We start from the raw sequence: 23883 nt of genomic DNA on the forward strand, positions 1-23883 counted from the left end.
TCGTGAGGGCCGATCCTCTAAACCGCGACGGCCCGCCGATCAAGGGGTAATTTCACCCGCCGACGCAATAAGCGGTGAAAAAGCGGCTCCGTAACATTCAGTCCACCACCCAGCGAAAGCGGATCTTCAATCCCTCGCCGGCCGTAAAGGTCTCATCCGGATTTCGTGCGGCAACCCGCCCGTGGTCACGCATCAGACGCAGCGTTGCTTGTCCAAAGCCAAATCCCTGCGGGCTCTCAGAGATGATCGTACACCCTGTCACGCGCCCGCCAGCATCCCAGCGGCACGCAACCGTGCTTTCACCCTTTGCATTGGCATCTATGGCCCTATCGGGCATGTAATCGGCGAGGTCCACATCATCGCCGAGGTCCCACCTTGCGTTAATCGTGTTCGAGTCAATGTCTACGGGAACGGGTGGCGATGCCTCTACGGCGGGAATATCATAAGGACGGGGTTCGTGGCGCGTCTGGCGCGTGACCTCCTCCGAAAGGAAGGCCTCAATACTGTCTGAGACTTGGGACAGAGTGGGAAGTGGCTTAGTGTACTCGGCCAGCAAGCCGGCCCCCACAAACAGCAGCAAGGCCACGATAAGCCACACCACGAGTCTTTTCAGGCGGCGCGCAGCCGCCTCCCGCTCGTCCTCAACGATCATAGCCCCGCCCCCTTATATAGTGCTATTTATAGCCCTTTGACTGGATATAGCTTTCCAATTGTGCGATGCGCGTATTGTCTGACGGGTGGGTCGAAAGGAATTCCGGCGGCTTACCCTCATTCAGGGCCTGCATATTGCGCCACAGGGCGATGGACTCCGAGGCCTTATACCCCGCCTTGACCATGATATCGACGCCGATCCGGTCGGCCTCCAGTTCATGCTTGCGCGAATAGGGCAGCAGCAGCCCCAGTTGCGCGCCCATGCCTCCGTAATTGGCAATCACCTGCTGGGTGCGGCCCGACGTGGCCCCGGCGGCCGTCTGAAGCGCGATCTGCGTGCCGACCTGCTGCGAATAGCGCTCAGCCGCGTGCTTGCCCCGGACGTGCGCCGTTTCGTGGCCCAGAACCGCCGCCAACTGGTCATCATTCTTCACCACCTTGAACAGGCCGGTGTTCACGCCGACCTTGTTGCCCGGAATGACGAAGGCGTTGGGCTGATCATCCTGAAACAGCACATATTCCCACTGATTGGGATTATAGCCGGCTGCCGCGACGATCTTGGCACCGACGGTCTTGACCCGGCGGTTCAACGCGGCGTCGGTCGAGACTTTCGAGGTCCGCATCAGTTCCTGCCACCCTTGCAGGGCCGACGGCTCCAGATCGGCATTGTCAACCAGAAGGAACTGACTGCGGCCGAGGGTGTCGTTGGTTTCGCAGGCCACCAGAGCCCCCGCGGCCGCAATCAGGGCCGCGATCGTCAGGGTTTTGGGGCTCACAATGGTTTTCAGGCGCGCAGGCATGGGGACTCCCTCGGATTTTTCCTGAAACATAATGGCGTCTGCGCGGCGCTCGGTCAATAAAGGCTGCGCCCTTGGCTATAAGCCGGACGTAAAAAGGCCTCCGGATGTCCGGAGGCCCTATCACAATCGGGAGGCAGTGCGCCTACTGGAGGGCAAAGCCCATCTTGACGCGCATGGTCGCTCCGACCTCGACCGCACCGTTCGATGTGTCGGCGCGGCCCTTGGCCTCCACCGCGCGCACCGCGGCATCACCAAAGCCATAGCCTCGGGGGTCTTCCGACAGCACCTCGCACTTCACGCGACCCTTGGTGTCACGCACCGTACAGGCCAGCGTTGCCGCCCCTTCAACCTCGGCGTCCATAGCGCGGGCGGGGTAATATTCCATCAGGACCGCTGAGTCGGGGAAGCGCGACCACACCGCCTTGACGTAGGTCGGACCAACCGCATGGACCGGCCCAGATTCAGCCACCGGGCCAGGCTGACCGGTGATAACCGGTATGGGGCCTGTCACTTCGGGCAGGTCCGTCGGCGTCGCCACAAGCGGAAGGCTGTCCTCAACCGGCGGGGCTAGCGTATCGGGTCTGTTCAAACGGATCGGCGTCGTTTGAGGCCTGCGTTCCTGAACCGTTGGCTCTGTTGGCTTGGGTTTGAACGTGATCATTGGCGCTTCGATAACCGGCGTGCCGTCCGGTGCCTGGGCCAGCTTTACTTCAAAGCGTTCGTTGATGATGTAGGCCGCAAGGCCCAGATGCACCACAGAGGCAAAGGCAATGCCCACCATGACGGGCCTGGACAGGCGCTTTTGGGCGGGGGCCTGAAACAAAGGGTTGCGGGTTGGGGGGATGATGGTCGTTGCCATACGGTGTTTCCTTTCCTTAGGGTCTGATCCTTATGGCCGGCGTCCGTCCGGAAAACGGGAACCGGTACGTTACCGCGTGCGAGACGGTAAGGATTTGAAGTCTGCGGGCCCGTGCGTCTCAAAGCCCCCTTGCCTGAGACCAACCATCGGGAGAAAGGTATTCTCTTCTGACTTAGCAAAACATATCACTTAGCAATTATAAGTTCAAATGCCTTTTTCGTGATTGAAGTGCATTCCGATACGCGCGCAGCGGTATAGAAAGGAAAATATGTTATAAAACAGAATATTGGATCGGATTTCTTTAAATGGCCCCAGCATTTCAGCCTGCGCCCGGCAAACAAAAAAGCCCTCCGGTTCTGCCGGAGGGCTTTTCTGAGTTTCAGTAGGAAACCTATTGCAGGGTCCACTTGAAGCGGAACTTCTTGCGGTCACCATCGCGAAGTTCACCATCGGTGCCCTTCTTGATCTTGGCATAACGCATAAAGCCCTTCACGGTCGCCGCGCCGAAGCCATAACCCGCAGGCTTTTCGCTTTCGACAGTACAGCCCGTGATCTTGCCTTCAGAGTTCAGAACGCAGTCAATCGTGACTTCGCCCTCAACTTCCGCGTCCTGAGCACGCGGGGGATAAAGGTCAAGCAACTGATCCGATGTCGGCGGCGTCCATTGAGCCGTCGTGTAGCGCGGACCAGCGGGAACGACCGGAGCCGGAGGCGGCGGAGGTCCCGGGACAATTTGCGGCGGACCCTTATACTCGACGCGGTCTTCCTTCTTCGTGGCTTCGATCTGGATCGGAGCCGGAGGCGGAGGCGCATCGGTCTGGATCACCGGTTCGCGAACCTGAAGCTTCGGCGGAGGCGGAGGCATGTCAGGCGGCGGAGGCGGAGGCGGCGGCGGAGGTGGCGGGGGCGGTGCCAGATCTACCAGTTCGGTATCAATCTTGGTGTCTTCATATTCCACCGGCTTGATTTCGAACTTTTCGTGATAGATGTAGTAGGCCAGTCCCACGTGGGCCACGATTGCCACGCCAATACCGACGAACAAGGGCGTTTTGTCCTTGTTTACCGGGGGGTCGAGAATAGGATCTCGACGCCTGTGTGGGGTCTCTTCCATAATCTCAGGCCCTCTTACTTGTTACCATCTTCACCGATCAGAGCAACGCTGTAGTAGCCGTTGTCCTGAAGGGCATTCATCACCTGCATGAAGTCCGCATAGCGGGTCTTGCGATCGCAACGAATGAAGATGCGCTCCTTGTCCGGATCACGTTTGCCGACCTGAATCTTCATGTCGGCCCCAAGATCAGCCAGAGAGGTAGGTTTATCGCCGATGAACACACCGCCATCCTGCTGGATGGAGATATAGATCGGCTTGGGCGGGTTTTGTTGCGGCGGGGCGACGGCTGTCGGAAGGTTCACTTCGATCGACACGGAGGCCATGGGAGCGGCCACCATGAAGATAATCAGAAGAACCAGCATGATATCGACGAACGGCGTAACGTTAATTTCGCTGTTCTGCTCGATATGAAACTTCGAGCCGCCGCTGCCAGAGGATAGCTTGGCTCCCATGAGTACTTACGCCCCTTTGTCGAGTTGACGCGACAGCGAGTTCATCAGTTCCGCAACAAATTGCTCCGAACGGGTACCGTAAGCAGCGATCGAGGTGTTGAAGATGTTGTACATGACGACGGCCGGGATAGCGGCAGCCAGACCGATACCGGTGGCGAGCAGGGCTTCGGCGATACCCGGAGCCACGACGGCCAGGTTGGTCGTACCCGTGTCAGCGATACCGATGAACGAGTTCATGATGCCGTAAACCGTACCGAAGAGACCGACGAAAGGCCCGATCGAACCGGTCGAAGCGAGGAAGGTCAGGCCACCCGACAGACGCTTGGCCAGACCGGCCTGAACAGCGTTGATCGAGGACGAAGCGCGGTGCAGGGTCGAGTCGCGATGCTCACCCGAAACCTGAAGACCGGCTTGCTTCGAGATCTGGATTTCTTCGGTGGCGACGGCAGCCATGTCGGCCATCGGGTTGCCAGCGAACTCATCCGAGGTCGAGATGCGGTTGATGTCGGCGATAGAACGGGCGCCGCGGAAGGCTTCAAGATAGTTATTCGACGCCTTGTTGAGCTTCGCGAAGAACATCAGCTTGATGACCAGGATGGTCCAGGAGATGACGGACGCGACCACCAGACCGATCATGACGGCCTTAACGACCGGCACGGCCAGCATGAACATCGAGGCAACGGTGATCTTGCCGTGACCGCCCGAAGCGGATGAGGTGGACGATTCTTCGGTGGTCGCCGCCGGGGCGGCTTCAGCAGCCGGGGCTTCAGCAGCGGCGGGCGACGTAGCCGCAGCCGCGGCAGCCATCGTCGGAGCGCTCAGAAGCAGCGCAGCGGCGCCAAGCAGAGCAATGAGCGGGTTGTGTTTCTTGTGTTCGAGCATTTTTCGCCAATTCCTGAATAAGGATAACCCCCGGTAGGAGGGCTGACCAAGGATTTTCGGGGGCAGCGTGAACCCCCTGGTTTAAGCCTAAGACATATTTAGAACGTGGCACACGAAAGCCCATGTTTCCGTTAAGGTCGCATGTCCCTTCGTGAACCTCTCTTGTGTTACGCATCGTCACGGATCTGCGTCCGCATACGGCTGCGCTGCGCACAAACCTTTTGTCCCTGCCCTGCCGGATGACCGAGCGTGGACGATCCCTCTGTTACACCAGTGGTTACAAAGTGATTTGCGGACTAAAAAAGCAATCCTCCCTCACCCCGTCAAGGTGCTTATCGTGCCACCGCGCGTTACATTTCGGCCACAGGCAAGGCAATTCCTGCGCTTTTTTGTTAAAAACTCAAACATGTCCGATAGTTAAGTTCCAAGAGGCTTGGGAGAATATTTTTGCGTGAGATAAATTTTTTTTAATTCGGGGTGCCGGTCGAAGGGCGACTTGCATCGAAAAGGCGAAAAAACCACCCGCTTTCAACGCTATGTGTCAAATTTATAAAGACGTTTTTACGAACGCGCGGACGTCTCACGTCTCGGAAAGCGACCGGATTCGGTCATGTCCTTGCCCTTTATGCGGCATAAGATAACGCTAACACTGGCAAAATATTACCGATGACGGGAAATTTTCCCGCATTGCAGCAAAAGACAGTGTTCGGAGCATCCGGAAAACGGATTTACGCCATCTGAAACGGCACCGGTTTAACGGCCCGACGGGCCCAGGATCGTGTATCCCGTCGCCTTGGCCGACAATTCGCTTGCCAGTTCGTAGCTGAGATAGCCATCCGCGACGCGGCCATTGGCCTTTTGCCATTCGCGTAAAGCCTTACGCGTACCGATGCCGATAACCCCATCGACGGTCCCGGCGTTGAAGCCCGCCGCATTCAACGCCGTCTGGACATTCTTGCGCACGGCCAGTGACAGGGGTTGCTCATCCGGCCACGGCGTCTTCAACGCGCTGCGCCCCGCAATTCCATCGGCATTCAACCCGACGGCCAGCGCATAGGCGGTGGAATTATTGTATTTGCGAATAACGAAATGATTGGGCAGGGCCAGAAAGGCTGGCCCCTTGGCCCCCGACGGCAGAATCAGCACGGCCGGGGCCGTCTTCTCGCTGGCATTCCAGTTGCCACCGTCGGCACGAATCACACCCTTTTGCGCCCACCCGTCGGGCGTCTGGCTTTCGGTTTCGGCCAGATAGTAGTCGAAATCCGCAGGAAGCGTCACCTCAACCGCCCACGCCTGCCCCGGACGCCAGCCCTCGCTTTTCAGCAGATTGGCGGCGGAAGCCAGAGCGTCAGAGTCCGATGTCCAGATATTGACGTGGCCATCGCCGTCGCCGTCCTGCCCCAGCTTAAGATAATTTTCCGGCAGGAACTGCGTCTGCCCCATCGCCCCAGCCCAGGAGCCCTTCAACTCCTGACGGGTCGCCTTGCCGCTCTTTATAATAGACAGCACACTGAGCAACTGCGTTTCGGCCCAGTCGCGGCGACGTCCGTCATAGGCCAGGGTCGCAAAGGCGGTAACGACATCAATATCGCCCTGCACGCGGCCATAGTCGCTTTCCATGCCCCAGACGCCGCCCAGTACTTCGCGCGGCACGCCATAGCGGGCTTCGATGGCGGCTATATCGGGATTGGCGTTGACGCGCTCGCGCCCCATCTGGATGCGCGCGGCTGACACGGCGTTTTTCACGTAGGACGAGATGGGCTTGGAAAATTCCGGCTGCCCCGTATCGGCCTTGACCACCGATTCTTTCGGTTGCACATCGGCCAGCAGGTTTTCAACAAAGGCGCGGTCAAAGCTTCTGGCCACCGCCTTGGCCACAAAGGCCTTGCGCCAGTCGGCGAAATTGGCATAGGTGACCGGGGCAGAGGCCGGTGCGGGCTTTGGCGGCGTTTGCGGCTTATCGGTCGCCGGTCCCGTTTCGACGCGTGGCGGCTGCGGCTTGTTCTCGATCGGCGTCGGCAGGCTGGAGGCCGTCGAACAGGCGCCGAGGAACAGACACAGACTGAGTACACGCCGCTTCATACAGATCATCCTTCCGTTACAGGTGCGAATCTTAGCCTTGGAATGATGTCATTTCCAAGCGCAAAGCGGTAAACAAGCTGTTATGAGCGCTTTTCGACCAGTCCGGACAGCACCTCTATATAGCGGGCGAAGGCCTGACGTCCCGCAGGGGTGATGTGCACGCGCGTCAGCGGCTTCTTGCCCTGATAGCCCTTGACGATTTCGACATAGCCCGCGTCCTCCAGCTTGGACAGATGCACCGACAGATTGCCCTGCGTGGCTTCGAGCACGCCCTTCAGCTCGTTGAAATCGGCGGCTTCGGCGTCGGCCAGATAGGCCATAATCCCCAGCCGCAGGCGGCCGTGGATCGCATCGTCCAGCCGGTTGACGTCAAAGCCGGTCATACTTACGCCCGCTGTCCGGCGTCGAAACGCATCAGAAGATAACCCGGCACCGCCATCAGCAGGACCAGCGCGCTGGACAGGATCAGCAGATATTCCGGCGTTTCTACCCGCCACGCCAAAAGAACGGCGGTCGCAAACCAGCCGGCGCAGACAAGCGCAGGCCACAGCTTACGCTGGGCCACCGCCGCCACGTACCACCCGGCCCCCATCAGGGCACAAAGCGAAATCGGATAAAGCATCCAGATGAGCCATAGCTTTTGCGTGAAGGCAGCATAGCCAAAGACAAGGTTCATAAACAGATTGGCTAGGCCTACGCCCCCAAAGGCCGCATTGATGGCCCGGCTGCCGGCATTGGCGTGCGTCTTGTGCCGGTCGCGCCACAAGACCACGCTCAATATAATGAGAAACAGAATCGTCGGCAGAACACCATTGATCAGATGCCCTAAGGCCCCCAGTCGGACACTGCCGCTCATGTCCAGACCGTGCAGCAGGCATTGCAGGCCATACAGCAGGCCGCCGGACAGAAGCAAAAGGCCGCCCGATAGCTGCACCTGCTCGCCGCGATCGACCAACGCCTTAACAAAGGCCAGGGCTTCCCGCGCGGCCTGCGGGTCTGTGTCGGTGTGGGCATCGGCGGCATTTTCGCTTGTGGACGTTTCGGGCGCCCGCTCGCGCGCCGACAACCGCTGCATGACATAGCCCGGTGCCGCCATCAGTGCCAGCAGGGCTATGCCCAGACAGAAGAGATAGGCTGACACCTGCGTCATCAGCAGGGTCAAGGCCAGTGTGGTGACGAACCAGCCCGCCGAAACCAGACCCAGCCATAGCTTTCGGCGAATCAGGGCCGCCGCGTACCACACTGCCCCCTGCATGGCGCAGATGACGATGGGGTACAAAAGCCAGATCGTCGTGGACTGGCGACTGATCGCCAGCCAGCCGAACGTCACCGCAATAACCAGATTCAGAAGTCCTGCGGACGTGTAGCTGGCCGTCAGGGCGCGCGTCGCCACACCGCCCTTCCCCTTGCGCTCGCGCCACGCGACATAGCTGATCACCCCCAGAAACGGCAGGGTCGGACCGATGGCCAGCCACAGGCCGTAGGGCGGCGTGAGCGTCAGCCAGCCCGCTTCGATGGCCGCATAGACAAGCGTCTGAAGGCCATAGAGCAGCCCGGCCCAGAAGAAGACCAGCCCCGCCGAAGCCTGTGCCCGCGGCCCTTCCCCGGCGAAGGATCGGGCAAAGACCAGATCCGCCGCTTCGGCAATGCGCGATTTGAAGAATATCCGACCCATGATCAGCAATCAGACTGTAGCGGTTGTTGCAGGCGTCTGGCGCTTGCGCGAAACGCGCTTGCGACCGTCCAGAATCGCCCCGATGAAGCTGTACCTTACCAGAAGCTGATAGCTGAGCAGCGAAAGAAACAGCGTGCTCAAAACGGCCAGCGGCAGCTTGACGAAATAAGGTGCCGAGAGGTCGAGCAGCAGGTACTGCATCAGCAAGACCAGCGGCAGGTGCACCAGATAGACCCAATAGGCCGAATCCGCCATGTAGCGCCAGAAGCGGCTGGGGCGATCCAGAAAGCGCAGGGCGATACCGATCAGCCCCAGACACCAGATCCACAGCCCCAGCACATAGGCTGCTGAATAAAGCGCCCGCCAGGCCCCGCCGGTAACCGCGTCGGTTTCTGCCTGATGCCCGCCCAGCCATTGGGCCGCCAGCGTCAACGCCACGGCCGACAAGAGATTCAGAAAGCCTTTCCTGCGCACCATCTCCAGCCGGTTCGCATTGCGATGCAGGCACCAGCCGAAGACGAAGGCCGACAGGTAGGCGGCGCTGGCCAGCGCGTTGGGAATGAAGCCTTTGTCCGGCGTCGGGATACCAAGCCAGTGATCCCATTGCGGCTGCACCTGAATAAGCAGCCACAGAGGCAGGCCAAACACCAGCGGAGTCAGGTCCCAGCGGATGACGAAGCCAAACACGCTGTCGGCTGCGCGGCGCAAGGCCCCGCCGCTGTCGATAAAGGCCAGCAGGCCGCGCAGCGGTACGCACACCGCATAGAGCAGCAGCAGCATGTACAGGAACCACAGGTGCGTCAGGGGAAAGGTCTCTGCCGTCAGGGGCGGCGGCGGAGCGGGCGGCTGGTTCGCCAGCGCCGGATTGGCTTTCAGCGCGGCGAGAATGAGCACCGTGATAATGGCCGCCAGCACCGGAAACCAGAACAGGACCAGTGGGCCCGCCACGCGCTTTACGCGATCAAGGACAAAGCCCGCCGCACCGCGCTTGCGGTACAACAGACGCGCAAAAAACCCGGTCAATATAAAGAACAGGCTCATGCGGAACATGTGGATGGTGAAAAACAGCGATCCCACTACGGCATGGCCCGAGGGGTCGTTCACGATCCAGGCGGGCGGCGACATATAGGCCAGCCCGGCGTGTAGCACGACGCCTAAAAACAGCGCCCCACCCCGTACCGCATCCAGCGCATAAAAGCGCGTTGCGTCCACCCTATGCGTCTCATTCGTCATGGCGCCCTCCTCCGGCGTCAGCCCGGCCATAACGCCGTTGCGTCGGATTATATAAACCAGTTTATAATTTAAACTAGTCTAAAAACGATAAATCCATCGACCGCTCGCCTCCGGTCGTGATTTGTGCAAAAAGCCGCTCACAGATTGTTGACTTGTGTCTGCGCTTCGCGTAGGAACCGCGCCTCACACATGGCTTGAAGGCTTCGCCCCCGTATGGGCCGCGCGAATTCGGTCAAAGCCTCAGTCATTACTTAGTCAAAGGTTGGGACCATGAAAGTCCGTAGCTCGCTGAAGTCGCTGAAGACCCGTCACCGGGACTGCAAGATCGTCCGTCGCAAGGGCGTGGTCTATGTCATCAACAAGACCGACCCGCGCTTCAAGGCCAAGCAAGGCTAATCGACCCCGATTAGGCCTGAAGGCTCAAAGAATTCAGCGTCCGGAGCCCGCTCCGGACGCTTTTCTCGTTTATCATGGCTACGGATTTCATCCACAGCTCAGGCGCAGCCGGCGAATCGCGGCGTATTGAGCGGGTGATTCGCATGGTTTATGGTGAACGGGACCTCCGTTTTCCCTTTCAAGGATAGTTTCATGGCCGACGATCAGTCCGCTCACCCCGACGTCATCACCGCCGCCGCGCAAGGGCGCCTGAAATCGTTCATCGAGCGCATCGAACGCCTCGAAGAAGACAAGGCCGCCATCGCCGGCGATCTGAAAGACGTCTATGCCGAGGCCAAGGGCGAAGGCTTCGATACCAAGGTGATGCGCAAGGTGGTCAGCCTTCGCAAGAAGGACAAGGTCAAGCTTCAGGAAGAAGAAACCCTGCTCGACCTCTATCTTTCGGCCATTGGCGGGCTGTGATGCGATCCTCTCCTGACAAAGGAGAGGATTTTTTATTTGACCCAAGTGCCTGAGCGGCGTGTGATGCGCAAATGGCGTTCAAGTCCAAAACGCCCGGTAAGGGGCTGACGCGCAAGAGCGAACTGAAGACAAAGGCCCCTCTGTCATCACGGGGCGGCCTGTCTGCCCGGCCGGCTGCGCCCAAACCGCCCCCCTCTCCACGCGATGAAAAGAAGGCGCTGCAAAAGCGCACCCTGCGGGCGCTGGAACGCGCCAGAAAGGCCGCCGCCGAGGCGGGCGTCGATCTGTCCGAATGGGAAAACGACTTTATCGACAGCGTCAGCGACCGCGTAAAGACCTATGGCCGCGCCTTCGCCGATCCGGACAAGGGGGCGATGAATGGCACCCTGTCCCTGCTGCAAGGCGTCAAACTGCGTGAAATCCGCCAGAAGGTGAAATCGCGCGCCGCCAAGCCCGCCGAAGAAGAAGACTGAACCGAAGCCTGGCGGATAGCGTACTCTGATAAACCGCTATTGATGGAGCGTCCGATGCGTTCACGTGCCCTTCTGTTTGCCCTGGCTCTGACCACCGTCGGTGCGGGCAGTCTTTCCGGCTGCGCCTCGCTGGACATCGCCAGCAACAGCCGCCCGCAACCGGCCTTCGAGCTTGAGTCCTATTTTGCCGGGGAAACCCGTGCCTATGGCGTGTTCGAGGACCGCAGCGGCAAGGTCAGCCGCACCTTCAGCGTAGTGACGCGCGGCACGCAGACGGCTGAGGGTTTTGTACTGGATGAGCGCTTCTTGTGGAATGATGGCGAGCGCCAGACGCGCACCTGGACTTTCCGCAAAATCAGCAATGGCCTCTATGAAGGTCGGGCACAGGATGTGGCCGGAACGGCACGCATCGAAACGGGCGGCGACGCCATCCGCATCCGTTACCTGCTCAACCTGCCCTATCAGGGCAGCACGCTTAAGGTACGCTTCGACGACTGGTCGCATCTGGTGGCGGACGGGGTCGCGATCAATCGCGCCGATGTGTCGAAATTCGGCGTGCATGTGGGGCGGGTGACCCTGAGCTTTATCAAGCCCGGACACCCGACCCCGGTGGCCGAGTCTTTAAGCAAAGACTTTAAATAGTTACCCCGCTTCCTTGACCATGCCTTCAAGACCGCAGTCACGCACCTTGCGATAGAGGGTCGAGCGGCCGATGCCGAGGCGGCGCGCCACTTCGGACATGTGACCGGCATAGACGCTGATGGCATGCTCGATCAGGTCGCGTTCGATCTCTTCCAGCTTGCGCAGGTGCCCGGCCCCGTCGAGGATCTTCACCGGCTGATCCGGCAGGCTCGCATCAAGCTGCGTCATGGCCGCCTGATGCTCGGCAATGACCGGCGGCAGCACCGGCGCCGACACGGCCGCCTGCGGCAGGTGCTGACCCGAAATGGCTGGGAAGTCATAGGCCTGAAGGTGCGGCGTATCGGCCAGCACAATGGCGCGATAGATGGTGTTTTCCAGCTGACGCACATTGCCGGGCCAGTCGTAAGCGCACAGGAGTTGCAGGGCGTCCGAGGCCACACCGGCCACGCGCTTGCCCTCTTCGACATTGAAGCGGCGGATGAAATGTTCGATCAGGGCCGGAATATCCTCACGGCGTTCACGCAAGGCCGGCGCTTCGATAGGGAAGACATTGAGGCGATAGAAAAGATCTTCGCGGAAATGCCCGGCCTTAACCTGATCCTGAAGGTTGCGGTTGGTCGCCGAAATGATGCGGACATCGACCTTGACCGGACGTTTGGCGCCGATGGGGTCGATTTCGCCTTCCTGAAGGGCGCGCAGCAGCTTGACCTGCATGTCGAGCGGCAGTTCACCGACCTCATCGAGGAACAGGGTGCCGCCGCTGGCTTCCTGAAACTTGCCGAGGTGCTTGTCCGACGCGCCGGTGAAGGAACCCTTTTCGTGACCGAACAGAATGGATTCGACCAGATTGGCCGGTAAGGCGCCGCAGTTGACGGCGACAAAAGGCTTGCCGGCGCGATCCGATGAGCCCTGAATGGCGCGTGCGATCAGTTCCTTACCGACGCCGCTTTCGCCCAGGATCAGCACGGGGATGCCCGACCGCGCGGCGCGTTCGCCCAGACGGCGCACCATCTGCATGGCCGCAGACGTGCCGACCAGATCGTCGAACGAGGTGCGGTTGGTGACCTGCTTTTTCAGGCGCGTCACTTCGGCCGCCATATCGCCCATCTGCAAGGCGTTACGCACGCTGACCAGAATACGCTCTGGCGAAGCGGGCTTGATAAAGAAGTCCTGCGCCCCGGCCTGCATGGCCTTGACGACGGTGTCGATGCCGCCTGACGCGGTAAGCACAACCACTGGCGTGCGAATGCCCGCCGCACGGATGTCCTTGAGCGTGTCGATACCCGACTGCCCCGGCATGACCAGATCGAGAATGACCGCGTCGATGCCGGAGGTGGTGGTCAGGCGATCATAGGCCTGCGATCCGTTCTCGGCGTGGACGACCGCAAAGCCCTCGCGTTCCAAAACGGCCTGAATCAGCCGCCGCTGGGTCGGATCATCGTCGCAAATCAGGATCGTCTTGGCCATTTGGGACACCATCTCATCGGGTTTACCGGTCCGAAGGGAGGCGGACACGGCTTATTTTGAGACAGCTTGTAAACGAAAGCCTTGAAAATCCCGTTGAAAGACAAGGTTAATGTGCCGTTGAGAGACTCCTGTCTTCACCTTTGCCCAACGCTTTCCCTCTCGCTTTTGAATTTTGTTTTGGTTAGAGCCAGAGACATGACCGAACCCGCATCGCCCGATTCCGCCCCTGCCCTGTCCCAAACCCTGCCGGTGTGGGACCTGACCGATCTTTTCAGCGGTGTGGACGACCCGAAGATCGCTGCCGACTTTGCCGAAGCGGCGGCGACCCTGAAAGAGCTTCAGAAGCTACAGGGCAATTTCGTCGCGGCGCGCGGTAATGCCGAGCGGCTGGGCCTGCTGATCGATCAGGCGGCCACGCTTTATGAGCGCGCCTCGGACCGCATGGCCGGGGCCATGGCCTATACGACGCTCGCTTCGACCATCGCGCGCGAAGATACACAGATTGCCAAGCTCGATGCCGACCTGCGTAACAAGGCAGCGCTGATCTCGACCGACAGCCTGTTCCTGTCGCTGGAACTGAACCACTTGGAAGACTGGGAAATAGAACAGGCGCTGCGCGTCACCGAAAAGGCCCAGAAGTGGCGACCGTGGCTGCGGCGTATCCGCGCCAACCGCCCGCATGAATTATCGGCCGATCTGGAAAAGCTGCTGCTGGAAAAGATGCCCGGTGCGGCCTCGTGGGTGCGCCTGTTCGATGAGACCCTGACCCGTTTGCGCGTCAGAATCGGGCCGAAGTCGAAGCCCGAAGTCCTGACGCTCAACGACGCCCTGACGCGCCTGTCCTCGCCTGACGAAGCCGTGCGCAAAGCCGCCGCCGAAGGCCTGTCTGTGGCCTTGAAAGACAATGCGCCGGTACTGGCTCTGGCGCTCAATACGCTGGCCTTTGAAAAGCAGGTCGAAGACCGCTGGCGCAAGTTCGCTACGCCCGCCGCCTCGCGCCATCTGGCCAATGAGGTCGATGGCGATGCTGTCGATGCCATGGCCGAGGCCGTGAGCGAATCCTACGCCGCCCTGTCGCACCGCTACTATGCGCTGAAGGCGAAGGTCATGGGCAAGACGGTATTGAATTTCTGGGACCGCAATGCCCCCCTGACCAGCGCTGCTCCGAAACTGTATAGCTGGGACGAAGCCAGACGCATTGTGCTCGATTCCTTCGCCCGTCTGGGGCCTGACTTCGCCGAACGCGCCGCCGTCTTTTTTGAAAAGCCGTGGATCGACGCCCAGCCGCGCGAAGGCAAGTCGTCGGGGGCCTATGCCCACCCCGTGTCGTCCAGCCACCACCCCTATGTCATGCTCAACTTCACGGGTGAGCGGCGCGAAATGCTGACCCTGGCCCACGAACTGGGCCATGCGGTGCATCAGACTCTGGCCGCGCCTCTGGGGTCGATTCTGGCCGACACGCCGCTAACTTTGGCGGAAACCGCGTCGATCTTTGCCGAAGGGCTGGTGTTCGAATATCTGGTGGCTGATGCCTCGCCCGAAGACAGGAAGGCGCTGCTGGCCGGCAAGATCGAGGATGGCCTCAATAGCGTGGTGCGTCAGATCGCCTTCCATCGCTTTGAAGAACGCTTCCATGCCGAACGTCTTGAGGGCGAGGTGCCGGTCGATCGGCTGAACGCCCTGTGGCTCGAGGTAATGGGCGAGTCGCTTGGGCCTGCGATCAGGCTGAATGACGGCTACGAATACTGGTGGGCCTATATCAGCCACTTCGTCCACGCGCCCTTCTACGTCTATGCCTATGCGTTCGGTGACCTGCTGGTGTCGGCCCTGATGGAAAAGCGCCGCGAAAACCCCGAAGCCTTCACGCCGCTCTACGCGCAGCTTCTGTCGGCGGGCGGGACGAAGACCTATGTCGAAGCACTGGCCCCGTTTGGGCTCAATCCGCGCGAAAAGGCCTTCTGGGAGATGGGTTGCCAGCGGCTGAAAGGCCTGATCGACCAGTTCGAGGCGTTGGTTTAGGGTATGGCCACGAAAAACACGAAAAACTCGAAAAATAAGAACGTGTTTGCACATAAACCGGACGTGCACTGACCTCAGGCTTTGCCGTCAAACGGCTTTTCGTGTTTTTTGTGGCAAATCTCTTACCGCCCGATATAGCGCTCCGGGCGGTGCCAGCTCATCATGACCAGACTCATGGCGGCTGCGGACACGACCGAGTACAATAGCCGCTCACCCGGTATGACGAACATCGACGCCGCCATTATGATGAGGTCGATGATCAGTTGCGTCTGACCGGCATTGATGCCGCGCTTTTTCTGCAGATAGAGGCAGAGGACGCCGGTTCCCCCGGCTCCGGCCCCGTGCCGGGCCAGCGACAATATCCCCATGCCGATGATCGTCCCACCGAAAACGGCGGCAAACAAGGGCTGCACATAGTCGATATGCACGGCCATAGGCATCAGCACGGCCAGCCCCATGATCGCCATGGAAACGATGATCGTCTTGATCATGAAGACCCGGCCCATGCCCAGATAGGCAAAGATGAAAAAGGGCACGTTGATCAGCATGAACAACACGCCGACCGGCAGCGGGATCAGATAGGAGACCAGCAGCGCAATCCCGGCCACGCCGCCGGTGACCAGCCCGACGGTCTTCAGCAGGACGATGCCCAGCACGATCATCGAACAGCCGATAGCGAAGGCATAGGCGTCCTCCAGAGGCGTGTGCTTCAGACGCTCCGTCGATCCATCATTGGTGTTACCGGGCTTCAGTGAGGCCCAAAGTCTGGCAAAAATCATGCGTGTGGCTCTAAACCCAATTCCACCCGCCTGTCGTTCATCCCTGTCCGGATCACGCCGGAACCTGTCTTATAATTTCACTTGCAACCGTTTTAGGCGATTTCAGCGCCTGCGTCCATCAGCCGTTGACCGCAAAGCCCTGCTTTTGTAGAAAAGTACGAACGACAGACTTTTTCAGGGACACGAATCCAATGGCCGGACATCAATCGGGCGACTACCACAAGGGCGAGATGAACATTCACGAACAGTCGGAAACCTACGATCTGTTCATGGGCCTGACCAAGTGGGGCAGCCTGATCATCGCCGTCGGCATCCTGTTCTTCGTGCTTCTGTTCGCCGTCAAGGGTGCAGGCTTCTTCATCGCCGGCTTCGTTTCGGCCGTGGTGGCCGTGATTGGCTTTCTGCTGCTCAAGAAGAAGCCGGACGCCCACTGAGCGCGCCAGCAGATCAGAGCCCAAGGCCCCACCCGCTGGGGCCTTTTTTGCAACCGGCGCGGCGGCTCATCCACCGCACGCTCGACCGGTTGCCCGCGCCACTGGCCGAATTCATCCTGTTTGGTCTGAAGATGGCGTGGTCATGCCTGTTTGGCGCGGCCATGCTAGGGCTTCTGATCGTCACGCACCTGTTCTGGCCGGATAAGGCCCCGCTGCTGCGCTACGACTTCCTGTTCGTCGCGGCGGTGATCCTGCAAATCCTGATGCTTGTCCTGCGTCTGGAAACCTTCGAAGAGGCGCGGGTCATCTTCCTCTATCACGTCGTCGGCACGGTGATGGAGATTTTCAAGACGCATATGGGCTCCTGGACCTATCCGGACGAAGCCGTCATCCGCATCGCGGGTGTGCCGCTGTTTACAGGCTTCATGTATGCCTGCGTCGGCTCATTCATTGCCCGCGCCAGTCGGGTAATGGACCTCAGATACACCCACTATCCGCCCTTATGGGCGACCTATTTGCTGGCGGCGCTGATCTATCTCAACTTCTTCACCCATCACTATATCTGGGATTTTCGCTATCTGCTGTTCGCCGCCATCGGCGGGCTGTGGTGGCGAAGCTGGATCGTCTTCCGTGTCGATCAGACAGACCGGCGCATGCCCTTCACCCTCGCCAACGCCCTGACGGCCTTCTTCCTGTGGGTGGCGGAAAATATCGGCACGGCCACGCGCACCTGGGTCTATCCGGATCAGGACGTCTGGCACATGGTCAGCCTGCACAAGATGGGGGCGTGGGCGCTGCTGCTGGTTCTCAGCTTCGTCATGGTCAGCCTCGTCATCCCGCCACGTGCCCCACAGGAAGTTGAAGACCGTAAATCCGCAGAACCGTGATAGGTTGACACCCGCCGCAGGTCAGCCTGGCTCAACGCTTGAGCCTCTAAAACTGTCTTTACTAAACCCCGGCAAGGCCGTAAGGCCAAAGCATAAGAAGAATAAAGTGGCGTAAATCGTTGCAATTGTGAGGATTTTTCTGATGTAATCAGACAAATCCGGGGAGAGACACTTGGTTCTTGTCATCGGAATACCGAAGGAAAGCCTGACAGGCGAAACGCGGGTCGCCGCGACACCCGACACGGTGAAGAAATGGGTCGCCAGCGGCCAGCGCGTTGTTGTGGAAACAGGCGCCGGCCTCAGCGCAGCCTTTACCGACGAAGCGTTCACCGCTGCGGGCGCAGAGATTGCGGACACCAAAGCCGTGTGGTCGTCGGCAGACATCCTGCTCAAGGTGCGCGGTCCGTCCACCACCGAAGCGAAAACGCTGAAAAAAGGCGCGACCGTCGTCGCCCTGCTCGACGCCTACCGCGAAAAAGACGCGCTGAAAGCGCTGGCCGAGGCCGGTGCTACCGCCTACGCCATGGAGTTCGTGCCGCGCATCACCCGCGCTCAGGTGATGGACGCCCTGTCGTCTCAGGCCAATCTGGCCGGTTACCGCGCTGTGATCGAAGGCGCGCACCTGTACGGTAAGGCTTTTCCGATGATGATGACGGCGGCGGGCACCGTCGCCCCGGCCAAGGTGTTTGTAATGGGGGTCGGCGTGGCCGGGCTTCAGGCCATTGCTACGGCGCGGCGTCTGGGGGCGGTCGTCTCCGCCACCGATGTGCGCCCGGCCACCAAGGAACAGGTCGAATCGCTGGGGGCCAAGTTCATCGCGGTCGAGGACGAAGAGTTCAAAAACGCCCAGACCGCCGGCGGCTATGCCAAGGAAATGTCCGACGACTATAAGGCCAAACAGGCCGAACTGATCAGCGGCCATATCGGCAAGCAGGACATCGTCATCACCACGGCCCTGATCCCCGGCCGCCCGGCCCCCCGACTGGTCACGGCGGCGCAGGTCGCCTCGATGAAGGCCGGTTCAGTGCTGGTCGATATCGCGGCCCCACAGGGCGGCAATGTCGAGGGCTGCGTGCCCGATAGCGTGGCGGAAACGAATGGCGTCAAAATCTATGGCCCGACCAATATCGTCGCGGCCATCGCCAACGACGCCTCAGCGCTTTACGCCAAAAATCTTCAGGCCTTTCTGGGGCTTTTGATCAAGGACGGCGCGCTGAGCCCGGATTTTGAGGATGAGATTCTCAAGGCCGCTCTGGTCACGCAAAACGGTGCCGTGGTGCACCCCAACTTACAAAATTAAGGGGGAAACCGTGGAACACATCAATCCCACCGTCTTCCATTTCGCCATCTTCGTGCTGGCGGTCTTTGTCGGCTATTACGTCGTCTGGTCGGTGACCCCGGCCCTGCATACGCCGCTGATGGCCGTCACCAATGCTATTTCCTCGGTCATTATCGTCGGCGCTCTGATCGCCGCAGCGGCCTCCGGTTTCGGCGCCGGCACCTGGTTTGCCAAGGGCTCCGGTGCCATCGCCAGCGCGCTGGCGGCCGTCAATATCTTCGGTGGCTTCATGGTCACGCGCCGGATGCTGGCCATGTACAAGAAAAAAGAGCGTCCCGCTCAGGCTAAGAAAGAAGGGGCGCACTGATGTCTTTCGCTGACTTCTCTGCTCTCGCCTATCTTGTTTCGGGCGTGCTGTTCATTCTGGCCCTGCGCGGCCTGTCGTCACCCGAAACGTCGCGTCAGGGCAATCTTTACGGCATGGTCGGCATGGCCATCGCCGTCGGCGTGACGCTTCTGGGCCTGTTTATTGGCGGTGAGATCGACCCCGTCACCATCGCCCTAATCCTGGGTGGCGTGGCGGTCGGCGGTTTTGCCGGAGCGACCATCGCTAAAAAAGTCTCGATGACCTCCATGCCGCAGCTTGTGGCCGCCTTCCACTCGCTGGTCGGTCTGGCGGCCTGTCTGGTCGCCGTGGGGGCCCTCTATGCGCCCGACGCCTTCCATATCGACTCCGGCCTTGGCATCAAGACGCAATCGGTGATCGAACTGAGCCTGGGCGTTGCCATCGGGGCCATCACCTTCACCGGTTCAGTCATCGCCTATGCCAAGCTGAACGGCAATATGTCGGGGGCACCCATCATCCTGCCGGCACGACACGCGCTGAATATTGGCATCGGTCTGGCCATCTTCGCCCTGATCGGGGTGCTGATCGCCACGGCGGGTCAGGCGCAATGGGCCTTCTGGCTGATCTTTGCCCTGTCTCTGGTGCTGGGCGTGACCCTGATCATCCCCATTGGCGGGGCCGACATGCCGGTCGTTGTCTCCATGCTCAACTCCTATTCGGGCTGGGCCGCGGCAGCGCTGGGCTTCACGCTGGAAAACATCGCCCTGATCATCACCGGGGCGCTGGTCGGATCCTCCGGGGCCATCCTCAGCTACATCATGTGTAAGGGGATGAATCGCTCCTTCGTCTCGGTCATTCTGGGCGGATTCGGAGCCGATACCTCGGCGGCCGCCGCCGGTGGTAAGGTCGAAACGCGCCCGGTCAAGCAGGGCTCAGCCGATGACGCCGCCTTCATCATGAAGAACGCCTCCAAGGTCATCATCGTGCCGGGCTACGGCATGGCGGTGGCTCAGGCGCAGCACGCCCTGCGCGAAATGGCCGACAAGCTGAAAGAAGAAGGCGTTGAAGTCAAATACGCCATCCACCCTGTGGCCGGCCGCATGCCGGGCCACATGAATGTGCTGCTGGCCGAAGCCAATGTCCCCTATGATGAGGTCTTCGAACTGGAGGACATCAACAGCGAGTTTGCCACGGCGGACGTCGCCTTTGTCATCGGGGCCAATGACGTCACGAACCCGGCGGCCAAGACCGACCCGACCTCGGCCATCTTCGGTATGCCGATCCTCGACGTCGAAAAGGCGCAGACCGTACTCTTCGTCAAACGCGGCATGTCGTCGGGCTATGCGGGTGTCGAAAACGAACTCTTCTTCCGCGACAATACGATGATGCTGTTTGCCGATGCGAAGAAGATGGTCGAGGGGATCGTCAAGGCCCTTTGATCACTTCGCATCGGCGGGGGATGCTGTTTGCCGATGCGAAGAAGAGGGTCGAAGGGAGCGTCAAGGCCCTCTGAGCCCCTCATTCAGACCACAAAAAAACCTCTCGATCCAGGATCGGGAGGTTTTTTTAATCGGCCGACTGTGGGCGGAAGCTATGGCGGCGCGCCTTGCGCAGGAAGCGCCGCCGAACGGGTCCCAGAACGCGGTCTTTGGTTTTGGTGATCACCAGCTTCTCGGTGCGCAACATCTGATGCCAGATGATCGACAGGAATCTGGCGCGCGGACGCAGAAGACGGCGCACCGGGGTCAGCCACTTCGGATGACGCCGCCAGGTGCGGATAAACTGCCGCTTGGCCCAGTAAGAGTTGCGCAGAACAATAACCAAGCCGGCGATGGAGACGGGCAGGCCCATCGGTCCCGGCAGGGGCGCGATAATCACACCCAGAACCACAATGAAGAAGCCGAGCCCGGCCAGAACCCCGCGCCACAGCCGGCTGGCACCGCTGCGCACATGGCCTTTGCGACGGGTTTTGGACTTGCGGGTTTTCGGCGAGGCGGTCACGAGCGCGCGCGACTTCGACGCCTTCCCGGAGGAAGGTTTGAAAAGTCCCGCCAATAAGCCCTTCGGCCCGCTCATCGTCTTGCTCCGTGGTCCTGTGGGGTCGTTCTAGACCGTTTCAGGCCCTATTCTGTCAGTAGCCGTTCAAAGCTACCATACCAGGGTTATGATATCGTAAGTTCAGGCTAATAATCCCGCCGTGATCGCGATATGGGAATCGTCACCGTCTTTATAAAGAGCCTCTAAGGTCTAAATTGCGGCCCTTTGGCCTTAATTGGGCTCACTTTAGGTAAAAGCGCTGATACGTGACGTGATGGCCACAAGCCGTGTCTTTTTTATCGCAAAAAAAGGCGGCCCCGCAGGACCGCCTTCTCTGTAATCGTAGCCTGGATGCGGATTACGGCATCTTGACGCTGACCGAGACGCCGACAATACGCGGCTCGTTCAGCACGGAGGCCATGTAGTTTTCAATCACACCCTTGAGGTTCTTCTCATTGGTGATGTTGCGGCCATAGACGGCCAGCTCATAGCCGTCTTTGTGGTTGACATATCCGAGCTTCAGACCGCCTTCGAAGGTGTTGTCCGAATAGAACTCCGCCGACTTATACAGGACGAAGTTGGTATAGCCCTGGAACACCCAGTCGGTCGAAGCGAACAGCTCGCCATTGGCGCCGTAAGGGATGCTGTAGCGCGCGCCGAGGTTGACCGTATATTCCGGCGCGTTCGGCAGCGGGTTGCCGTCGATCTGAGCGAAGGTGTTGCGGCCGACCGTGATGATCGGGTCCTGCACGGTGCACACGACCGTATTGGTCGGGTTGGCCGGCACGGTGTTCAGCGCGCAGACCTGCGCATAGACCTTCTTGTCCTTGATCTCGCTGTGCAGCAGGCTGACACCGCCCGTCAGGCTGAGGTTGGCGATCGGACGCCATTCGGCTTCGGCTTCCAGACCGTAGGCATTGGCCTTGTCGGCGTTGAACAGCACGCCATTGCCGTTGGAGTCGTTGCCGTTCAACTGGATGTCCTTGACCTGATAGGCAAAGACCGAGGCATTCAGGCGCAGGGTACGGTCGAACAGGCGGCTCTTGATGCCGGTCTCGACCGAGGTGGTGGTTTCCGAATCCGCCGTGGTGAAGTCGGAGTTGAACACCGCAGAACGGCCCTGAATGGTCGGGCCACGGAAGCCACGGGCGACGCGGGCGAACAGGCTGACGTCCGGACTGACCTCATAGAGGGCGCTCAGGTCCCAGCTCGGCTCCTTGCCGACCATCTTGACATTGCGACGACCCGTATAGGTCACCGCGCCTGCCGCCGTGTCCGCTGTCTTCAGCAGGCGGGTCGATTTGATGTCTTCGGTCTGACGCACACCGGCGGTCAGGGTCAGGGCCGGGGTCACCTTATAGGCCACCTGACCAAAAACGGCCGACGACTTGTTCTCGTTTTTCAGGCGCACCCAGTTGTTCGGATTGGCACCGGTGAAATAGGCGCGTTGATAGAAGTCGGTCAGGTCCTTCGATTCGAAGTAGTAGGCCCCGACCTGCCACGACAGGTTGCCGCTGGTGTCGCTGGCCAGACGCAGTTCCTGCGTGTACTGATCGAGGTCGTTCAGCTTGCCCATGCTCTGACCGTAGAAGGCCAGCGTGTCCTGACCCGCATTGCCGCCGTCCGTATCGCCGCGGCTGTAGCCATTGGCGGTTTCATAGGCGCTGATCGAGGTCAGCTTGACGCCGCCGAAGTCGTAATCGACCTTCACCGACGCGCCATTGGTGTGATAGGCTTGCGGATTGTTCTGGGCCTCGTCGTAGGCGACCTTGTCCCAGTCGCCCGCCGGTTCGTTGGAGCCCTTGGTCAGGGACTTACGGCGGAACAGGGTCGAGGTGCCCTTATAGTTGCGGCCATGCACGGCGGCGAGGATCGAGAGGTCTTCGGTCGGCGTGTAGAGCAGTTGCAGGCGGACATTGCCGTCCTCATAACCGCCCATGGCGTCCTTTTTCGGCGACTGGGTCGCATCGGCGCTGACGCCGCTGTAGGTGTTTTCCACCCAGTTATCGCGGCTTTGCATCAGGGCCGACAGACGGAACGACAGCTTGCCGGGGATCAGGGCGCCACCGACGCCGCCATCGACGGTCAGCGTGCCATAGGTGCCGTAGGCGGCCGACAGACGGCCCTTATAGTCTTCCGACGGCTTGACCGAATCAAACTTGATGATACCCGCCGTCGTGTTGCGGCCGAACAGCGAGCCTTGCGGACCGCGCATAACTTCAATCTGCTGCACGTCAAAAACCGGGGTGGACTTCAGCACGACGTGTTCCATCACCACCTCGTCCTGAATGATCGAGACAGGCTGAGACGCACCGAGATAGAAGTCGATATTGCCAAGGCCTCGGATATAGAAGCGCGGGAAGATGCGGCCCGTAGTGGTTTCGGCATAAAGCCCAGGAACGCGACCCGACAGGGCCAGAACGTCTTCACCCGAGGTTTGCAGATTGCGCAGGGCATCGCCATTCAGCGCCGCCACCGAAATCGGCACGCGCTGGATGTTTTCCGAACGACGCTGGGCGGTGACGATCACCTCCTGCGAATCGGCGGCCTGAGCCGTTGATGACGTGGACTCTTGCGCTTGCGCGGCGCAGGCCAGAGACAGGACGCCGAGCGCCGTGGACAAAAGCAGGCCGGACTTGGCGGCCATCAGCTTGGACATAGGAACAACCCCATATGAAACGTTTAAGGTTGCCCTGCCTAGGAGCGTGTCCACCCTGTAACAATCTCGTTTTTTTGATTTTTTTTGCGACGCATATACGACAAGGCCCGCAACCGAAAGTGCAATCGGTTGCGGGCCTTGGGATTCAGGTGCGTAACTTTTTTGCCGCAACGCGAAATAACCGTTAATAGCTACGCCGCCTCGCGGTTATCTGCACACGGCTCTACTCCGCCGCCTCGCGGTTTTCCCGCTCAAACG

24 protein-coding genes are annotated in these 23883 nt (G+C 60.1%); 10 read left to right on the forward strand and 14 right to left on the reverse strand.

The window, feature by feature from the left end:
* Positions 1-97: 97 nt before the first annotated feature.
* The 10 genes from ACK8OE_RS01455 to ACK8OE_RS01500 all read right to left on the reverse strand — a co-directional run bounded on the left by ACK8OE_RS01455 (position 98) and on the right by ACK8OE_RS01500 (position 9745).
* On the reverse strand, positions 98-652 hold the full coding sequence (locus ACK8OE_RS01455) for an energy transducer TonB (RefSeq protein WP_410271095.1): 555 nt from the start codon (positions 650-652) through the stop codon (positions 98-100).
* Between the two features lie 22 nt (positions 653-674).
* Entirely contained in the window at positions 675-1451 is a 777-nt protein-coding gene (locus ACK8OE_RS01460; protein ID WP_410271096.1) for a M48 family metallopeptidase, read from the reverse strand.
* 142 nt (positions 1452-1593) lie between these two features.
* Positions 1594-2310, reverse strand: a complete 717-nt coding sequence (locus ACK8OE_RS01465) for a hypothetical protein (RefSeq protein WP_410271097.1) — start codon at positions 2308-2310, stop codon at positions 1594-1596.
* A 391-nt stretch (positions 2311-2701) separates the two neighbouring features.
* On the reverse strand, positions 2702-3352 hold the full coding sequence (locus ACK8OE_RS01470; RefSeq protein ID WP_290798025.1) for an energy transducer TonB: 651 nt from the start codon (positions 3350-3352) through the stop codon (positions 2702-2704).
* Positions 3353-3435: 83 nt separating this feature from the next.
* Entirely contained in the window at positions 3436-3873 is a 438-nt protein-coding gene (locus ACK8OE_RS01475) for an ExbD/TolR family protein (protein WP_013479037.1), read from the reverse strand.
* Between the two features lie 6 nt (positions 3874-3879).
* Complete coding sequence (locus tag ACK8OE_RS01480) at positions 3880-4755, reverse strand: MotA/TolQ/ExbB proton channel family protein (protein ID WP_410271098.1); 876 nt, start codon at positions 4753-4755, stop codon at positions 3880-3882.
* 753 nt (positions 4756-5508) lie between these two features.
* Positions 5509-6837, reverse strand: coding sequence for a lytic murein transglycosylase (locus ACK8OE_RS01485; protein ID WP_410271099.1), 1329 nt, complete (start codon positions 6835-6837; stop codon positions 5509-5511).
* Between the two features lie 80 nt (positions 6838-6917).
* On the reverse strand, positions 6918-7220 hold the full coding sequence (locus tag ACK8OE_RS01490; protein ID WP_290798014.1) for a winged helix-turn-helix domain-containing protein: 303 nt from the start codon (positions 7218-7220) through the stop codon (positions 6918-6920).
* A gap of 2 nt (positions 7221-7222) precedes the next feature.
* On the reverse strand, positions 7223-8512 hold the full coding sequence (locus tag ACK8OE_RS01495) for a hypothetical protein (RefSeq protein ID WP_410271100.1): 1290 nt from the start codon (positions 8510-8512) through the stop codon (positions 7223-7225).
* A 9-nt stretch (positions 8513-8521) separates the two neighbouring features.
* Positions 8522-9745 carry an acyltransferase family protein gene (locus ACK8OE_RS01500; protein ID WP_410271101.1) on the reverse strand — a complete coding sequence of 408 codons (1224 nt, stop codon included), beginning with the start codon at positions 9743-9745 and terminating at the stop codon, positions 8522-8524.
* 270 nt (positions 9746-10015) lie between these two features.
* Between ACK8OE_RS01500 and ykgO the strand changes: the two genes are divergently transcribed.
* From ykgO to ACK8OE_RS01520, 4 genes are all read left to right on the forward strand, one after another.
* Entirely contained in the window at positions 10016-10141 is a 126-nt protein-coding gene (gene ykgO, locus ACK8OE_RS01505) for a type B 50S ribosomal protein L36 (RefSeq protein ID WP_013479043.1), read from the forward strand.
* A gap of 192 nt (positions 10142-10333) precedes the next feature.
* Positions 10334-10603, forward strand: coding sequence for a DUF2312 domain-containing protein (locus tag ACK8OE_RS01510; RefSeq protein WP_013479044.1), 270 nt, complete (start codon positions 10334-10336; stop codon positions 10601-10603).
* 71 nt (positions 10604-10674) lie between these two features.
* On the forward strand, positions 10675-11076 hold the full coding sequence (locus ACK8OE_RS01515) for a hypothetical protein (protein WP_410271102.1): 402 nt from the start codon (positions 10675-10677) through the stop codon (positions 11074-11076).
* A 54-nt stretch (positions 11077-11130) separates the two neighbouring features.
* Entirely contained in the window at positions 11131-11718 is a 588-nt protein-coding gene (locus tag ACK8OE_RS01520) for a DUF3833 domain-containing protein (protein WP_410271103.1), read from the forward strand.
* On the opposite strand, the gene ACK8OE_RS01525 is transcribed toward ACK8OE_RS01520, so the two are convergent.
* A complete protein-coding gene (locus ACK8OE_RS01525) occupies positions 11719-13185 on the reverse strand; it encodes a sigma-54-dependent transcriptional regulator (RefSeq protein ID WP_410271104.1) in 1467 nt (488 codons plus the stop codon).
* Between the two features lie 195 nt (positions 13186-13380).
* On the opposite strand from ACK8OE_RS01525, the gene ACK8OE_RS01530 reads away from it, so the two are divergent.
* Positions 13381-15204 carry a M3 family oligoendopeptidase gene (locus tag ACK8OE_RS01530; protein WP_410271105.1) on the forward strand — a complete coding sequence of 608 codons (1824 nt, stop codon included), beginning with the start codon at positions 13381-13383 and terminating at the stop codon, positions 15202-15204.
* Positions 15205-15326: 122 nt separating this feature from the next.
* Here ACK8OE_RS01530 and ACK8OE_RS01535 read toward each other — a convergent pair whose 3' ends face one another.
* Positions 15327-15983, reverse strand: coding sequence for a YitT family protein (locus ACK8OE_RS01535; RefSeq protein WP_410271106.1), 657 nt, complete (start codon positions 15981-15983; stop codon positions 15327-15329).
* 191 nt (positions 15984-16174) lie between these two features.
* On the opposite strand from ACK8OE_RS01535, the gene ACK8OE_RS01540 reads away from it, so the two are divergent.
* The 5 genes from ACK8OE_RS01540 (at position 16175) to ACK8OE_RS01560 (ending at position 20368) form a co-directional block, all read left to right on the forward strand.
* Complete coding sequence (locus ACK8OE_RS01540) at positions 16175-16417, forward strand: aa3-type cytochrome c oxidase subunit IV (protein WP_410271107.1); 243 nt, start codon at positions 16175-16177, stop codon at positions 16415-16417.
* Positions 16418-16464: 47 nt separating this feature from the next.
* Positions 16465-17304, forward strand: a complete 840-nt coding sequence (locus tag ACK8OE_RS01545; RefSeq protein WP_410271108.1) for a DUF817 domain-containing protein — start codon at positions 16465-16467, stop codon at positions 17302-17304.
* A 172-nt stretch (positions 17305-17476) separates the two neighbouring features.
* On the forward strand, positions 17477-18604 hold the full coding sequence (locus ACK8OE_RS01550; RefSeq protein ID WP_410271109.1) for a Re/Si-specific NAD(P)(+) transhydrogenase subunit alpha: 1128 nt from the start codon (positions 17477-17479) through the stop codon (positions 18602-18604).
* A 10-nt stretch (positions 18605-18614) separates the two neighbouring features.
* Positions 18615-18950 (forward strand): NAD(P) transhydrogenase subunit alpha, encoded by a 336-nt coding sequence (locus ACK8OE_RS01555; protein WP_013479054.1) that lies wholly within the window; start codon positions 18615-18617, stop codon positions 18948-18950.
* Positions 18950-20368 (forward strand): NAD(P)(+) transhydrogenase (Re/Si-specific) subunit beta, encoded by a 1419-nt coding sequence (locus ACK8OE_RS01560; protein WP_410271110.1) that lies wholly within the window; start codon positions 18950-18952, stop codon positions 20366-20368. Before ACK8OE_RS01555 ends, ACK8OE_RS01560 begins: the two co-directional genes overlap by 1 nt.
* 127 nt (positions 20369-20495) lie before the next feature.
* On the opposite strand, the gene ACK8OE_RS01565 is transcribed toward ACK8OE_RS01560, so the two are convergent.
* Positions 20496-21005: a hypothetical protein gene (locus tag ACK8OE_RS01565; RefSeq protein WP_410271111.1), complete on the reverse strand. Its 510-nt coding sequence runs from the start codon at positions 21003-21005 to the stop codon at positions 20496-20498.
* Positions 21006-21324: 319 nt separating this feature from the next.
* Complete coding sequence (locus ACK8OE_RS01570) at positions 21325-23625, reverse strand: TonB-dependent receptor (protein WP_410271112.1); 2301 nt, start codon at positions 23623-23625, stop codon at positions 21325-21327.
* Between the last annotated feature and the right edge of the window lie 258 nt (positions 23626-23883).

It is taken from the genome of Asticcacaulis sp. W401b (genome assembly GCF_046503825.1).
Lineage (GTDB): Bacteria > Pseudomonadota > Alphaproteobacteria > Caulobacterales > Caulobacteraceae > Asticcacaulis.

Excerpts from the sequence above, each read along its gene's own strand:
- ACK8OE_RS01455 (WP_410271095.1), bottom strand. The coding sequence starts at position 652 with ATGATCGTTGAGGACGAGCGGGAGGCGGCTGCGCGCCGCCTGAAAAGA.
- ACK8OE_RS01460 (WP_410271096.1), bottom strand. The coding sequence starts at position 1,451 with ATGCCTGCGCGCCTGAAAACCATTGTGAGCCCCAAAACCCTGACGATC.
- ACK8OE_RS01465 (WP_410271097.1), bottom strand. The coding sequence starts at position 2,310 with ATGGCAACGACCATCATCCCCCCAACCCGCAACCCTTTGTTTCAGGCC.
- ACK8OE_RS01475 (WP_013479037.1), bottom strand. The coding sequence starts at position 3,873 with ATGGGAGCCAAGCTATCCTCTGGCAGCGGCGGCTCGAAGTTTCATATC.
- ACK8OE_RS01480 (WP_410271098.1), bottom strand. The coding sequence starts at position 4,755 with ATGCTCGAACACAAGAAACACAACCCGCTCATTGCTCTGCTTGGCGCC.
- ACK8OE_RS01485 (WP_410271099.1), bottom strand. The coding sequence starts at position 6,837 with ATGAAGCGGCGTGTACTCAGTCTGTGTCTGTTCCTCGGCGCCTGTTCG.
- ACK8OE_RS01490 (WP_290798014.1), bottom strand. The coding sequence starts at position 7,220 with ATGACCGGCTTTGACGTCAACCGGCTGGACGATGCGATCCACGGCCGC.
- ACK8OE_RS01495 (WP_410271100.1), bottom strand. The coding sequence starts at position 8,512 with ATGGGTCGGATATTCTTCAAATCGCGCATTGCCGAAGCGGCGGATCTG.
- ACK8OE_RS01500 (WP_410271101.1), bottom strand. The coding sequence starts at position 9,745 with ATGACGAATGAGACGCATAGGGTGGACGCAACGCGCTTTTATGCGCTG.
- ykgO (WP_013479043.1), top strand. The coding sequence starts at position 10,016 with ATGAAAGTCCGTAGCTCGCTGAAGTCGCTGAAGACCCGTCACCGGGAC.
- ACK8OE_RS01510 (WP_013479044.1), top strand. The coding sequence starts at position 10,334 with ATGGCCGACGATCAGTCCGCTCACCCCGACGTCATCACCGCCGCCGCG.
- ACK8OE_RS01515 (WP_410271102.1), top strand. The coding sequence starts at position 10,675 with ATGGCGTTCAAGTCCAAAACGCCCGGTAAGGGGCTGACGCGCAAGAGC.
- ACK8OE_RS01520 (WP_410271103.1), top strand. The coding sequence starts at position 11,131 with ATGCGTTCACGTGCCCTTCTGTTTGCCCTGGCTCTGACCACCGTCGGT.
- ACK8OE_RS01525 (WP_410271104.1), bottom strand. The coding sequence starts at position 13,185 with ATGGCCAAGACGATCCTGATTTGCGACGATGATCCGACCCAGCGGCGG.
- ACK8OE_RS01530 (WP_410271105.1), top strand. The coding sequence starts at position 13,381 with ATGACCGAACCCGCATCGCCCGATTCCGCCCCTGCCCTGTCCCAAACC.
- ACK8OE_RS01535 (WP_410271106.1), bottom strand. The coding sequence starts at position 15,983 with ATGATTTTTGCCAGACTTTGGGCCTCACTGAAGCCCGGTAACACCAAT.
- ACK8OE_RS01540 (WP_410271107.1), top strand. The coding sequence starts at position 16,175 with ATGGCCGGACATCAATCGGGCGACTACCACAAGGGCGAGATGAACATT.
- ACK8OE_RS01560 (WP_410271110.1), top strand. The coding sequence starts at position 18,950 with ATGTCTTTCGCTGACTTCTCTGCTCTCGCCTATCTTGTTTCGGGCGTG.
- ACK8OE_RS01565 (WP_410271111.1), bottom strand. The coding sequence starts at position 21,005 with ATGAGCGGGCCGAAGGGCTTATTGGCGGGACTTTTCAAACCTTCCTCC.
- ACK8OE_RS01570 (WP_410271112.1), bottom strand. The coding sequence starts at position 23,625 with ATGTCCAAGCTGATGGCCGCCAAGTCCGGCCTGCTTTTGTCCACGGCG.